Here is a 13816-nt window from a genome sequence, read left to right as displayed (position 1 = left end):
CTCAGGTGTACGCCTCGTCGCCGCGACCCGCCCGGTGGTCACCGCAGAAAAGCGATTCGGGCCGGGCGAGCCACAGGGCGGGTGCCCAGGCCAGGAACGCGATCGGGTAGAGCAGGTAGCCGAACCGGGTCGAGGGCATCAGGGCGATCGCGGCGAGCAGCCCGTACCCGCAGATCAGGGCGGCCGAGCCGGCCGTACGCGGGGGACGGCGGACGAGTCGTACGGCGATCAGCAGCCCGGCCCCGACGAGCAGGGCGGCGGCGATCACCCGGCCGGCGGGCAACGCGGAGGCGATCAGGTAGCCGGGGAACGGTGACTGGGCCGGACTGCTCACCACCCCGTGCCCGAGGGGGAACCGGAGCACGTTCTCCACCAGGGCGGACGAGTCGACCAGTTGGACCGGGATCAGGGCGGCGACGGGCAGGCCGATCGCCCCGGCGGCCAGCCGTGCGGCGGTCCGCCAGCCCCTGGTGGCGGCGTACCCGATCAGCACCAGGGCGACCGGCCAGGCGAAGAGCTTCAGCGCACCGGCGAGCCCGATCGCCACCCCGGCGGCACCGAACCGCCGGTTGGCGCCGAAGGCGAGGGCGAGCAGGCAGAGCGCCAGGACCGGCAGGTCGTCTCCGCCGGTGGCCAGGGTCAGCGCGCAGATCGGCAGGACGGTGGCGAGCTGCACGGCGCGTACCAGGGCCGAGTCGCGGGCGGTGGGTCCGTCGGGCCGTGCCGGGTCGGCGGCGGCCCGGCTCGGCCCCATTCCGGTACGCCGCAGCGTCGTCACCGCGACGACCAGGGCGATGGCGGTGACCAGGGCGAACCAGATCCGGGCGTCGGTCCACCAACCGTCTCCGGCGATCGCCCTCGGCAGCCCGAACAGGGCCATCCCCGGCTGGTACGGGGTGTAGCCGAGCAGTTGCTCGCCGGCCGGCAGCGCCCTGATCGCCTCCGGTCCGAGGTACGGCGTGCCGTGGTCGAGCAGGCGGATGCCGGCGTGCTCGATCACGACCACCTCCTCCTGCGCCCGGTCGGTACGTCCACCGGCCCGCTCGACGCTCTGCCACACCATCGGTACCAGCGCGGTGGTCACCCAGGTCACCGCGGTGAGCGCGGCGCGGGCGGCGGTCCCGGTCAGCCGGGTCGTACCCCGGCGGCGGGCGATGAGCTGGGCGATGACGGCGAGGGTCGCCAGCAGGTAGCCGGCGGTGGCCACGGTTCCCCAGGCCCGGTGCGGGAGCAGGGTGGAGGTGGCGGCGGTGACGGCGGCGAAGACGGCCGAGGCGGCGTAGAGCCCCAGGTCGGCGGCGAGGCCGTCGGCGGCACCGTCGAGCCGGCGCCAGAACCGGTGGACGCGGCCGGGCGGGTCCGGGGAGATCACGCGGGCAAGTGTGGCAGACGGTCGGTCTGTCGGGTGCCGGTGCGTCGTCCGGGTGACAGCCGGATCACCGCGCCCTCGTCGTGCAGTGGCGGGGCGAGCGCGCCGGGGCGGCCCTCGGCTCCCCGGCGCAGCGCGGCGAGCATCCGGGGGGCCGGCATCGGGCGGGCGAAGAGGTGGCCCTGTCCGGCGGTGCAGCCCAGCTCCCAGAGCGCCAGCCGCTGCGGTTCGCTTTCCACCCCCTCGGCGATGACCTCCAGGTCGAGGCTGCGGCCGAGGTCGACGGTGGATCGGATCACCGCGACCGCCTCGGCCGAGGTTTCCATCGCCATCACGAAGGTCCGGTCGATCTTCAACTCGTGCACCGGGATCCGGGACAGCACCGACAGCGAGGAGTAGCCGGTGCCGAAGTCGTCGAGGGCGAGCCGGACACCGGCGTCCCGTAGTTGCCCGAGGACCCGGTCGACCACCTCGAGCTGGCTGAGGGTGAGATTTTCGGTGAGTTCGAGGACCAGGCGCTCGGGTGGCAGGTCGTGGGCGTGCAGCCGGGCCAGTACGACCTCCGGGAAGCTGGCGTCGAGCAGGCTGCGTGGCGAGACGTTCACCGCCACCGGCAGGTCGAATCCGGCCGCGTGCCAGTCCCCGGCGGCGACGATCGACTGGTCGAGTACGGCGGCGGCGAACGCCGGCAGCAGGCCGGAGCGCTCCACCGCGTCCAGGAAGCGCAGCGGGTCGATGGTCCCGTGGGTCGGGTGCTGCCAGCGGGCCAGCGCCTCGGCGGCGACGACCACGCCGGTGCCGAGGTCGACGATCGGTTGGAATTCGACGGTGAACTCCCGCTCGGCGACCGCGCGGGACAGTTCACCGCTGAGGGTGAGCCGTCCGAGGTCGGCGGTGTCGCGGCTCGGCACGTAACCGGCGAGCCGCTGGCCGCTCCGTTTTGCCTGGTACATCGCTACGTCGGCGCGGCGGAGCAACTCGGACATGCCGCCGTTGTTGGGTGCGACCGCGATCCCGCCGCTGGCCTCCACGCTGATCCGCATCCCGTCCAGCTCGATCGGTTCGTGGAGGACGGCCAGCAGTTTCTCGGCCCGGTGAGTGGCGACCGCCGGGGCGGGGAGGCCGGTGATCAGGATGGCGAACTCGTCGCCGCCGAGCCGGGCGACCAGGTCCTCGGGGCCGGCGACGGCCCGCAGCCGGTCGGCCACCTCGATCAGCACCCGGTCGCCGGACGGGTGGCCGAGGGTGTCGTTGACCTCCTTGAAGTGGTTCAGGTCGATCAGCAGCACCGCGGCGACCCCGTCGGCGTGCCGCAGGCTCAGTTGTTCGGTGCCCCGCTCCAGCAGGTGGCGCCGATTGGCCAGGCCGGTGAGTACGTCGTGTGACGCCGCGTGCGCGTGTTCGTCGGCGACCCGGGTCAGTTCCGCGTACGCGGAGGCGTTGCGGATCGCGGTGCAGAGCGCGGAGGCGAACGTGCGCAGCGTGTACCACTCGCGTTCGGAGAGTTGGACCGGGCCGGGGAACCAGAGGCGGAGCAGTCCGATCTCGATGCCGTCGTGGCCCTGCAGCGGGGTGGTGATGGTGGTGCCGCCAGTGGGCAGCGGTTCGCCGCCGTTGCCGTCGGAGGTGATCGTGCCGCCGTCGCCCCGTACGGTCCGCCCGCCGTCGTCGCGTACGACCTCCACCCGGTCGGCGCCGAACAGTTCTGCCGCACCGTCGACGGCGGTCCGGAGCACCTGTCCGAGGTCGACGTCGTTGAGCGCGTCGGTGGCGCGGGCCAACCGCTGCCAGGCGTGCCGTTCGTCCCGGCTGCGCAGGCGGGACGAGTACGCCAGGTGCAGGCTGAGTACGAGTGGCGGGATGATCAGCAGCATGCTCGTGTCGGCCTGCAGGATCAGCATGATGGCCAGGATCACCAGCAGGCGGGCGACGACGCTGGCCAACCTGAGGTCCCAGTGGCCGGAGAAGAGCCGGCGGAGGCTGACCCGGCTGGCTAGCGAGATGACGGGCAGCGTCAACGCCTCGTCGAGCACCACGACCACGAGGTAGGCGGCGACCAGCGGCACGATCCGCTCCTGCAGCGGGCGGTCGGCTGACCAGGACCAGTCGAGGAGCAGGAAGACCACCCCGGCGGCGGTCGCGAGGAGCATGTCCTTCGCCACGCCGAAGGCGAGCTTCAACGGGGCCAGTCGGACGATCGCCCGCGCGATGCCCACGCCGAGTCCGGCGCAGAGGATGACCCAGGGGACGGGTGCGAGCGCGAGACCGGTGAGGATCGCGACCTCGGTCCAGGAGATGCCGTGCGGCGTCGACCGGATCCGAATCCGGACGCTGACCGTTGCGCCGACGACAACCAGGAAGGTCAGTTTGGCGGCGGTGCCGAGGTCGTTGAGTGTCGGAAGGCCGTGACCGAGTATCTCGCGGATGCTGATCGCTGCGGCTATACCCGCACAAATGACGACGAGACCGACAAGCAGCACCAGCCGCCGATCGGTCCCAGTGTCGTCCTGATCAGTCCGAGTCATACCAGTCCTTTGTCGCCACTCGGTGTTTCTCTCGTGACGGTATGTCTCGCCAGCCTACGACTCGTAGTGGTTGTCGGATACCTCTGCTCAGAGCCAGTCGGTGCTGCGCATCTCCGCACGTCCTCTCTTGTCGTACCGATGAAGCGGGAGGGGGTCCGGCGCTTCGATCGCTGTTGTTCGACGTGAGAATCGTATGAGATGAGGCGTCAGTTATATACCGTTAGGTGTCGATATGCGCAGTATCCGCTAATCCTCACCTAGTTTGCTACTTTGCGTCCCGATATGGAAACTGAATGCTTATGCGACTGCCTGATCGGCGTCATATTTCCTATTTGTGGATTGGGGCCCCGGAATCGTGACTCCGCACACCCGTTGACACCCCGGTGCTGATGCGGGCCCACTGACCGCATTCGCCTGCCACCTCGCTGTGGCCAGGTAGATCAGACCTGCTCCGACCGGCGCCGATCCGTCCCCCGGTCGACTGCCGTACCGCCCCGGACATCCCCGCGCGGGTGCCATCGGCGGATGTTCTCTCGATTCGACGGACTAGTCAATTCCAACCCTGGGACGACCACGATCGGCGCGATCGGGAACGCGGGTAGTAGCGGTCGATCAGCTTCGATCGCCGTACCCGATCATCGAGACCGGGGTGGGCGGCGCGGTCCTCGCGAATGGACGGCGACGGTCGATAGGCTCGCGTACGTGACCACCTCGGAACACCTCACCCACGTCGACCGGGCCGGCGCGGCCCGGATGGTCGACGTGTCCGGCAAACCGGTGACCGGACGCCGGGCCATTGCCGCCGGCCGGCTCCAGACCACCGACGAGGTCGTCCGGTTGCTGCGCCAGGACGGGCTGCCGAAGGGAGACGCCCTGGCGGTCGGGCGGCTGGCCGGGATCATGGGCGCCAAACGGACCCCCGACCTGATCCCGCTCTGCCACCCGATCGCACTGCACGGGGTGATCGTCGACCTCGCGCCGGAGGGCTCGACCGTCGAGATCACCGCGACCGTACGGACCGCCGACCGGACCGGGGTGGAGATGGAGGCACTCACCGCGGTCGCCACCGCCGGGCTCGCCCTGATCGACATGGTCAAGGCCGTCGACCCCGCCGCATCCCTCGAACACGTACGGGTGCTGCGCAAAGAGGGCGGCAAGACCGGGGACTGGGACCGACCGGCGGACCGCCCGTGATCCGGGCACGGGTGGTGGTCGCCTCCAACCGGGCCGCCGCCGGCGTGTACGCCGACACCAGCGGCCCCCGCCTGGTCGCCGGACTGCGCGAACTCGGGTGCGAGGTGGACGAGCCGGTGGTCGTCCCCGACGGCGAACCGGTCGGCGCGGCTCTGCGCCAGGCCCTCGCCGACGGGATCGACGTCGTCCTCACCAGCGGGGGCACCGGGGTCACACCGACCGACCGGACACCCGAGGTCACCCGGGCGGTGCTCGACTACGAGATCCCCGGCATCGCCGAGGCGATCCGGGCACACAGCCGGGCGGCCGTGCCGACCGCAGCGCTGTCCCGGGGACTGGCCGGGGTGGTCGGGCGGATGCTGGTCGTGAACCTGCCCGGATCCACCGGCGGCGCCAAGGACGGGCTCGCCGTACTCGGGCCGATCCTCGCCCACACCGTCGACCAGCTACGCGGCGGCGACCACCCGCAGCCGGCCTGAGTCCGGCGGGTGCCGTCGGGACCGCCCGGGACTCAGGACCCGGACCAAGCCGGCCGCGTACGACGATAGGCTCGATCGGTGAGTGCGAGATTCCGCCGGTCGAGGCCGGCCCGATGAGCGTCGAACCCGCTGTCGCCACGGATCGGGGCGCCGACCGCCCACCGGTCGGCTGGGCCGAGGCCCGCGCCCGGGTCTACGCGGCCGGCCGGGCCGACGCCGTGGCGCCCGTCGACGTCCCGCTGGCCGAGGCCGACGGGCTGACCCTGGCCGAACCCCTCACCACGCTGACCGACCTGCCCGCGTTCCCGACCTCCAGCGTGGATGGCTGGGCGGTCCGGGGCGACGGACCCTGGCGGGTCGTCGGGCGGGTCCTGGCCGGCGGCACCCCGCCGTCGCTGACCGAGGACGGCACCACCGTGGAGATCGCGACCGGGGCCATGCTCCCGGCCGGTGCGAACGAGGTCCTGCGGATCGAGGAGTCCACCCGGACCGCCGACGGCCGGGTCGCGGGCACACCGCGTACGGGACCGGAGTGGCGGGCGCCGGGTGAGGAGGCGTACGCCGGGGAGGAACTGCTCCCGGCCGGGAGCCCGGTCGGGCCGGGCGTGGTCGGGCTGGCAGCCTCCTGCGGCTACGACCGGTTGCGGGTGCATCCCGCACCCCGAGCCGCCGTCCTGGTCTTCGGCGACGAACTGCTCACCGCCGGCCCACCCGAGGCCGGCCGCGTACGCGACAGCCTCGGTCCGGCCGTACCGGCCTGGCTGCGGCGGTACGGCGCCACGGTCGCACCGGCGGCGGTGATCGGGCCGGTCGCGGACACCCTGCCGGCACACGTGGCCGCGCTGCGGCAGGCGCTGGCCGGCGTCGACCTGATCTGCACCACCGGCGGAACCATGCACGGGCCGGTCGACCACCTGCACCCGGCACTGGCCGAACTCGGCGCCGAGTACGTGGTCAACACCGTGGCGGTCCGCCCCGGATTCCCGATGCTGCTGGCCCGGGTCACCGGCCCGGACGGACGCAACCGGTACGTCGCCGGGCTCCCCGGCAACCCGCAGTCCGCCGTTGTCGCCCTGGTCTCGCTGGTCGCACCCCTGTTGGCCGGTTTGCAGGGGCGACCGATGCCGCTGCTGCCGTACGTCACGCTGGCGGAGCCGATCGCCGGTCGGGGGGACTACACCCACCTGGCCCTGGTCCGGATCGATCCGGTGCTCGGCACCGCCACCCCGGTCCGGCACGTCGGATCGGCGATGCTGCGCGGGCTGGCGCAGGCGGACGGCTTCGCGGTGATCGAACCGGGCGGTGACGGCGAGGCGGGTACGCGGGTTCCGGTTGTACCGTTGCCGTTGCTGTCCGGAGTGAGATCATGACCACCGGCCCGTTGGCCGGGAACGGAAGGTGGGTTCCGTGAGCGCGCCGACTGCCGAGGGCGTCACCGAGGTGGCGGTCACCACCGAACCGCTCGACCTGGCCGCGCACGAGGCCGCGGTCGCGGACCGTCGGGCCGGTGCGGTGGTCTCCTTCCAGGGCGTGGTCCGCGACCACGATCACGGTCGCGCGGTGACCCGCCTGGAGTACGAGGGCCACCCCAGCGCGATCGACGTGCTGCGGGCGGTGGCCGCCGAGATCGCCGCCGACCCCGACGTACACGCGGTTGCCGTCTCCCACCGGGTCGGACCGCTCGAGATCGGCGACGTGGCGTTGGTCGCGGCGGTGAGCACCGCGCACCGGGCCGCCGCGTTCGCCGCCTGCGCCCGGCTGGTCGACGAGGTCAAGGCGCAGTTGCCGGTCTGGAAGCGGCAGGTGTTCGCCGACGGCACCGAAGAGTGGGTCAACTGCCCCTGAGGGGCCGTAACCGCTGCGGCGGTCAGTGCTGGCCGTGGTGCAGCGGGACGGATCCCGGTCGGCGCCGCTCGGTGTAGAACGCGGGTTCGGCGCCGGGACGCCAGGGCAGCGTCGCGACCAGCACGATCAGCGCCAACGCGAGCGAGTTCTCCATCAGCGCCCCGAAGAGGCCGTCCTGGTAGTGCGACACCTCGGGCAGCTTGTGCTCGTACGGCCAGATCGGCGAGATCAGGAACAGCAGGTAGAGGCCGACCGCGGCGACCCCGTGCCGGAGCCCGGTCAGGGTCGGGAACCAGATCGGTGAGCGCAGACCGGCGACGCCGATCAGGTTGTTCTGGGACGGTGGTGGGCCGATCCGGTGCAGCAGGCCACGGCTGGCGCGGCGGCGGCGCAGGGCGTTGTCCGCGAGCACGATGACCGCAGGGACCACCCAGACGAGGTGGTGCGACCAGGAGACCGGGCTGATCACGTTGGCGGTCAGCCCGACCAGGGTGAACGCGGTCAACTCGTCGCCGTCGGCGTGCGCGTTGCCCGCCCGGGAGAGTCCGATCGCGAGGATGACCAGGGCGAACGAGAGCCAGAGCAGGCCCGGGGTCTCGATCGAGTCGTAGAGGCGGGCGAGCACCCCGGCCAGCGACTGGTTCGGCGTCATGTCCGCCGCACCGACCCGCTCGGTCTGCCAGATCACGCTGGTGAAGTAGGTCATCGACTCGCGGCCGGCGATCGCGAAGGTCGCCAGGATCACGCCGATGGTGGTGCCGATCGCGGTCATCGCGGCGCGCCACTGCCGGGTCAGCAGGAAGTACAGGATGAACAGCGCCGGGGTGAGCTTGACCGAGGTGGCCAGTCCGATGCCGACACCGGCCCAGGCACCGCTGAAGAAGAACCGGCGCAGCGGCCGGTCCGTCCAGCCGGTACGGATCCCGCGCCGGGCCCGCCATCGCAGGGCCACCAGGTCGGCCATGATGAGCCCGAACAGGAGCAGGTTGACCTGGCCGTAGCCGAGGGTTTCCCGTACCGGTTCGATTGCCACCGCGAGCGGTACGGCGATGCCGACGACGAACCAGAGCGACCAGCCGAGTCGTTCGACGGTCGGTCGCAACAGTGCGGTGAGGACAACCGTGAGCGCGGCGAGGCTGGCGAACACGTTGAGCCAACCGGCGGCGCCGACCGGGAACCAGGCCATCGGCAGCATGATCAGGGCCGCGAACGGTGGATAGGTGAAGCCGAGCGTGGTCATCGGCGCGATGAAACCGTAGAGGTCGTTGCCGCTGGCCCACCAGACGATCGCGCCGTGGTAGATCTTCATGTCGAAGAAGTTGTACGGGCGTCCGAACGCGTCAATGGACAGCCAGGCGGCGTACCAGGTCGCGGCTATGAGGCCGAGCCGAGCGACGGTTCGACGGTCGATCCCACGTGTGACACGGCGGACTGGGGCAAGTCGGTCCAGCCGTCTCCCGACGGTCGCCGGCATGGTGTGGCCACCCCCGTACAAGTTGTCGAACTTTCCGAAATCGCGCCCAGGTCCTGATGGGAGCCTAGAGCGGAGCACCATGTGATTGCCTACTGCGTTATCCGACCGTGTCCGATCCCACACTAGTTCGCGACATTTCCACCACGTTAACGCAGGGCGACTGTTTCAGGTGATTCGCCGTTTCCGTCGTACCGGAGGGGACACGCCCCGATATCGACGCAGCTCAAACGGTTGCCGCAGCTCACCCCGGCAGCCGGCGCGCGGCTCGCGCGGACGTCGCCGCGATCCGTGTACCCCGTCGGGCGTGTCGCACGGTACGACTCACCGACCGCCGGCTGTCGACGATCGCGTGTCCGGCGCGCCAACGCAAACCGGGCCTGCCCTCGTTGTCGACCGCGGCGAGCAGCAGACCGCCGAACAGCCCCAGGTTCTTCAGCAGCTCGGTCCGCTGGCGGCGCCGCTGCGCGGGATCGTCCTCCTGCCAGTACGCGTGCCCGGCCAGCGTGGTCGGTACGAGGGTGCCGGCGAGGACGGCCGCGGCCGTACGGGGAAAGTAACCGGTGGCGAGCATCAGCCCGCCGACGAGCTGGACCGTCCCGTTGACCCGGACCAGCGTCTCCGGATCGGTCGGCAGTCGGGGGCTGGTGCGGGCCATGATTGGGGCGACCCGGTCCGTCACCCGCTGTGCCCGAGCCATGAACGGCTTGGGGGTGGCGACCGACTGTGCGCCGCTGACCACGAAGATGCCGCTCAGCAGGGTCCGGGCGACGGTACGTACGGGTCTCATGAGTCCAGTCTTACCCGCTCGGCGCCCCCTTTACCCCCGCAACTGCCGGACTGGCCGTACGCCGCCCGCGACTGCCCGACAGGGCTGTGACCAGCCTTGATCAGGTATTTGGTCGGCGAATCGTAATGCAGACGGGGTCTGCGTACCGGTAGCGTCGCCAGGCGTGACGACTGTACGGCTGCGACCCGAGGGGCCCGCCGACGAACCGGCGATCCGTCGGGTGGTGGCTGCCGCCTTCGCTGCCCCGGACCGGCCGGTGCCGGCCGAGGTGCGACTGGTCGAGGCGCTCCGGGACAGTGACGCGTGGCTGCCGGAGCTGTCCATGGTGGCCGAGGTCGATGGCGACGTGGTCGGGTACGCCCTGCTCACCCGGGTGATGGTGCAGCCGGGTGCGGTGCCGGCGTTGGCGCTGGGGCCGGTGGCGGTGCTGCCGAAGCGGCGCGGGGTGGGGTACGGCACCGACGTGGTGCAGGCCGCGCTCGCTGCCGCGACCGACCTGGGTGAGCGGCTGGTGGTGGTGCTCGGCGATCCGGCGTACTACCGCCGGTTCGGGTTCGTGCCGGCGGCGAGATACGAGCTGACCAGTCCCTGGTCGGGGCTGGGTGCGCCCTGGCAGGCGTTGCTGTTGCCGCCGTCGGTCAGCGGTGACGGCGCGGTGCTCAGCGGCGAGGTCAACTACCCCCTGCCCTGGTCCCGGGTCTGACTGCTCCGGGCCGGCAGCGGGCGCCTCAGGCCGGTTGGGTACGCAGGTAGCGACCGAAGTGCGGCACGGTGAACGCCACCGTGCCCCGCTCACCCGAGTAGATGAGCCCCTTCTTGATCAGCGCGTCTCGGGCCGGGGAGAGGCTCGCCGGTTTCCGACCGAGCGCTCGGGCGATCTCCGCGGTCGGTACGGCCGCGTCCATGTCGTCGCGCTCCACGCCGGTTTCCTCCCCGGCGACCAGGGACAACGTGGCCATCGCCCGCATGTACTCGCGTTCGGCCGGGGTGGCCCGTTCGAACCGGGAGCCGAAGAAGCCAACCGCCAGTTCCGCCTCCGCCTCCGGTGCGGCGACCCGTACGTCGGCTGCGGTGACCGGGGAGCGGGGCGCGTGGTCCCAGGTCGCCTTCCCGTACGCCTGGACGAAGTAGGGGTAACCGCCGGACTTCTCGTAGAGCAGGTCGAGCGCCTTCTGCTCGTACTCGACGTCCTCCCGTTCGGCGGGGGCGCAGAGGGCCTGGTCGGCGGCGATCCGGTCGAGCCGGTCGATGCGCTGGTAGCGGAACAGCCGCTCCGAGTAGGACTTGGCCGCCGACAGCACGGCGGGCAGGTGCGGCAGCCCGGCGCCGACCACGATCAGCGGCGCACCGATCTGGGACAGCTCGTGGCAGGCGGCGCAGAGGGCGGAGACGTCTTCGGGGTTGACGTCCTGCATCTCGTCGATGAAAACGGCGATGCCGGTGCCGACGTCGGTGGCGACGCTGGCCGCGTCGGTGAGGAGTTCGACCAGGTCGATCTCGATGTCGCCGGAGTCGGCCCGACCGCTGGCGGCGGGCACGTCGATGCCGGGCTGCCAGCGGTCGCGCAGCTTGGTGGCGGCGGCACCGCGACCGCTGCCGGCGGCAGGTCCGCCACGCAGGGCAAACGCTTTGAGTACGCCGAGGAAGCCGTCGATCCGGTCCGGTGCCCGGTGGTGCGGGGCGAGTTCGCGTACGGCCATGTGCAGGGCGGCGGCCACCGGTCGGCGCAGCGACTGGTCCGGCCGGGCCTCGATCTTGCCGGTGCCCCAGAGTCGCCCGATGGCCTGTGACCGCAGCGTGTTGAGCAGTACGGTCTTGCCGACACCGCGCAGGCCGGTGAGCATCAGGCTGCGTTCCGGGCGCCCTCGGGCGACCCGTTCGAGGACGATGTCGAAGACGTCGAGTTCCCGCCCCCGGCCGGCGAGTTCGGGCGGGCGCTGGCCGGCGCCGGGGGCGTACGGGTTGCGGACCGGATCCACGCATTGCACCGTATCGGCACGTCTAGCCACTGGGCTAGAAATAGGTAGATCCCGCTACGGCGTGTCGTCTCGTGAATAAACTAGGACTGTCTAGCAATTCCGCTAGACAGTCCTAGTTTCCACAATCGGGTGTGACCCCGGCCCGGTCAGCGGGACTTGAGGCAGAGTACGAAGTCGAGGACGTCGAGTTCGCTGTTGAAGAAGTACCACTCGGTGTAGCCCTCGACCGGGGCGCACTTCGTCTTCGCGTCGTTCTCACCGTCGGTGGCCCCGTCGAAGCGCCGCAGCACCTCGTACGTCTTCGGTGCGCACTGGGTGATGGCCAGCTTCGGCTTGCCGCTCGCGTCGCCCTCGTTCTTCACGCACTGGCCCTCCTTGACCAGCCGCGCGTCGGTCGACGACTCCGGCGCCGGGGCGCCCTGCGCCGGATCGGCACTCGGCTCGGCCGGCGCCTGGGCGCTCGGGTCCGTGGCGGGGGTGGTCGCGCCCGCGTTCGGCACCGGGTCCGACCCGCCGCTGTCGCGCCCGAGCCACCAGAAGGCCGCCCCGCCGACGCCGAGGACCAGCACCACCAGCGTCACCAGGACCGCGGTCATCCCCCGGTTGCCCCGCTTTGGCGGCACCGGGCTGGCCGTGGTCCACTCGGGATCCGGTCCCGGCGCGGGATAACCCGGCGGGTAGCCCTGGTCGCGGTAGCCCTGGTCGCGGTAGTCCTGATAGCCGCTCGGCGAGCCGGGGCCGCCCGGCGGGACCGAGGTCGGACCGCCACCCCACTGCTCCTGGCCGCCGCCCCACGGATCGGCCGGCTGGGCGTACGGGTCGCGCGGCTGGGCGTACGGGTCGCGTGGCTGCCGGTACGGGTCCTGCGGCTGCCGGTACGGCTCCTGCGGATACCCGGGACCCGGCTGCTGGCCTCCCGGCTGCCGGTACGGGTCGGCCTGCGGCCGGCGGTACGGGTCGTCCTGCTGCTGCCCCGGCCACGGCCCCTGTTGCCCCGGATACGGCTCCTGCTGACCCGGATACGGACCCTGCTGGTCGGGGTGCGGCTGTCCGGGCCTCTGCTGGCCTCGCGGGCCCTGCTGCTGACCGGGCCATGGCTCCGGCTCCTGGCCGGGGTACGGCGGCTGGCCCGGGTACGGCCCGCCGGGCGGTCCGTAGTTAGACATGGACGGTCCTCCTGGCACGAGAGAAAGAGGCTGGCCACCCGCGGGCGACGGCGATGCTCAGGTCACCGTATCGCGACGCCCCGACCGGCTCACCTCCCCCAACCGCGCCAACTCGCCGAGTCGGTCGGCTTTGCCGGATCCGTACCATCCCGGAAGCTACCGACGACGGGGGAGTGTCACCCAGTCGACTCGGGGGTCGCCCGGCGTGGTGGTCCGGCGTTAACATCCGAGCGCATGTTCGCCGTGCTCGCCGCCGTCACACTCGGGGCGGTGGTCGGGGCGAGCACACCGTGGCTGGTCCATCGGCTCGCCGTCGAGTCGGGATCGCCGCCGCGGTCGGCCTGCGCGGTGTGCACCCGCCCGTTCCCGCGTGGCCTGCCCGGCTGGATACGCCCCGACGCGCGCTGCCCGGGCTGCGGCGCGCGTCTGGGTTCCCGTACCGGATATCTTGCCGCCCTCGGCGCGGCCGTGTTCGGCCTGCTCACCGCCGCTCTCGCCACCGACACCGGGTTCGACCCGGCGCTGCCGGCGGTGCTCGCGGTGGCCGCGGTCGGGCTGCCGCTGGCCTTCGTCGACCTGGCCTGCCTGCGGCTGCCCGACCCACTGGTGGCGCTCGCCGCCGTGGCCGCCCTGCTCGGGCTCGCCGGCGCCGCGCTGGTCCTCGGCACCCCGGACCCACTCGTACGCGCCCTGGTCGCCGGGCTCGCCAGCGGCGTGGTCTACGTGCTGCTCGCGCTCCTGCCCGGCGCCCGGCTCGGCTTCGGCGACGTGAAACTGGCTGCCGTACTCGGCCTGCCGCTGGGCTGGTACGGCTGGCCGGCGCTCCTGCTCGGTCTGGTCCTACCCCACCTGATCAACGGCACCGCGGCGCTCGTCCTGCTACTGGGCCGGCGCGCCGACCGGGACACACCGCTCCCCTTCGGCCCCGCCCTGCTCGCCGGCGCCCTGCTCGCCATCCTCCTCGAAGGCTGAGGACGGGCCCGCCGGAGGCTGGACGG

12 protein-coding genes are annotated in these 13816 nt (G+C 71.9%); 6 read left to right on the top strand and 6 right to left on the bottom strand.

What is annotated here, in order from left to right; all coding sequences use genetic code 11:
- Nucleotide 1: 1 nt before the first annotated feature.
- Both ACWEFB_RS19750 and ACWEFB_RS19745 read right to left on the bottom strand, forming a co-directional pair.
- On the bottom strand, nucleotides 2-1369 hold the full coding sequence (locus ACWEFB_RS19750) for a glycosyltransferase 87 family protein (protein WP_452287434.1): 1368 nt from the start codon (nucleotides 1367-1369) through the stop codon (nucleotides 2-4).
- Entirely contained in the window at nucleotides 1369-3894 is a 2526-nt protein-coding gene (locus tag ACWEFB_RS19745; RefSeq protein WP_452287292.1) for a putative bifunctional diguanylate cyclase/phosphodiesterase, read from the bottom strand. The genes ACWEFB_RS19750 and ACWEFB_RS19745 overlap by 1 nt, the downstream gene beginning before the upstream one ends.
- A 702-nt stretch (nucleotides 3895-4596) precedes the next feature.
- Between ACWEFB_RS19745 and moaC the strand changes: the two genes are divergently transcribed.
- The 4 genes from moaC to ACWEFB_RS19725 all read left to right on the top strand — a co-directional run bounded on the left by moaC (nucleotide 4597) and on the right by ACWEFB_RS19725 (nucleotide 7412).
- Nucleotides 4597-5088 carry a cyclic pyranopterin monophosphate synthase MoaC gene (gene moaC / locus ACWEFB_RS19740; protein WP_452287290.1) on the top strand — a complete coding sequence of 164 codons (492 nt, stop codon included), beginning with the start codon at nucleotides 4597-4599 and terminating at the stop codon, nucleotides 5086-5088.
- On the top strand, nucleotides 5085-5567 hold the full coding sequence (locus tag ACWEFB_RS19735) for a MogA/MoaB family molybdenum cofactor biosynthesis protein (protein ID WP_452287288.1): 483 nt from the start codon (nucleotides 5085-5087) through the stop codon (nucleotides 5565-5567). Before moaC ends, ACWEFB_RS19735 begins: the two co-directional genes overlap by 4 nt.
- Nucleotides 5568-5680: 113 nt before the next feature.
- Nucleotides 5681-6937 carry a molybdopterin molybdotransferase MoeA gene (locus tag ACWEFB_RS19730; RefSeq protein WP_452287286.1) on the top strand — a complete coding sequence of 419 codons (1257 nt, stop codon included), beginning with the start codon at nucleotides 5681-5683 and terminating at the stop codon, nucleotides 6935-6937.
- Between the two features lie 37 nt (nucleotides 6938-6974).
- The gene (locus ACWEFB_RS19725) at nucleotides 6975-7412 is read left to right on the top strand and encodes a molybdenum cofactor biosynthesis protein MoaE (RefSeq protein ID WP_326561827.1); all 438 of its coding nucleotides are present in this window, start codon (nucleotides 6975-6977) and stop codon (nucleotides 7410-7412) included.
- Nucleotides 7413-7434: 22 nt separating this feature from the next.
- Here ACWEFB_RS19725 and ACWEFB_RS19720 read toward each other — a convergent pair whose 3' ends face one another.
- Entirely contained in the window at nucleotides 7435-8886 is a 1452-nt protein-coding gene (locus ACWEFB_RS19720; protein ID WP_326561826.1) for a glycosyltransferase 87 family protein, read from the bottom strand.
- 241 nt (nucleotides 8887-9127) lie between these two features.
- Nucleotides 9128-9673, bottom strand: coding sequence for a DoxX family protein (locus tag ACWEFB_RS19715; RefSeq protein ID WP_452287284.1), 546 nt, complete (start codon nucleotides 9671-9673; stop codon nucleotides 9128-9130).
- Between the two features lie 163 nt (nucleotides 9674-9836).
- Between ACWEFB_RS19715 and ACWEFB_RS19710 the strand changes: the two genes are divergently transcribed.
- On the top strand, nucleotides 9837-10376 hold the full coding sequence (locus ACWEFB_RS19710) for a GNAT family N-acetyltransferase (RefSeq protein WP_452287282.1): 540 nt from the start codon (nucleotides 9837-9839) through the stop codon (nucleotides 10374-10376).
- 25 nt (nucleotides 10377-10401) lie between these two features.
- Here the strand turns inward: ACWEFB_RS19710 and ACWEFB_RS19705 are convergent, their stop codons facing one another.
- Together ACWEFB_RS19705 and ACWEFB_RS19700 are read right to left on the bottom strand one after the other, a co-directional pair.
- Nucleotides 10402-11652, bottom strand: a complete 1251-nt coding sequence (locus ACWEFB_RS19705) for an ATP-binding protein (protein ID WP_363596074.1) — start codon at nucleotides 11650-11652, stop codon at nucleotides 10402-10404.
- 146 nt (nucleotides 11653-11798) lie between these two features.
- Entirely contained in the window at nucleotides 11799-12818 is a 1020-nt protein-coding gene (locus ACWEFB_RS19700) for an LppU/SCO3897 family protein (RefSeq protein ID WP_452287280.1), read from the bottom strand.
- Nucleotides 12819-13052: 234 nt separating this feature from the next.
- Between ACWEFB_RS19700 and ACWEFB_RS19695 the strand changes: the two genes are divergently transcribed.
- A complete protein-coding gene (locus ACWEFB_RS19695) occupies nucleotides 13053-13790 on the top strand; it encodes a prepilin peptidase (RefSeq protein ID WP_452287278.1) in 738 nt (245 codons plus the stop codon).
- Nucleotides 13791-13816 lie beyond the last annotated feature (26 nt).

The sequence above is a fragment of the Micromonospora sp. NPDC004704 genome (genome assembly GCF_053601675.1).
Note: the sequence above shows the minus strand (reverse complement) of the source record. Positions and strands in the feature narration are given on the sequence as shown.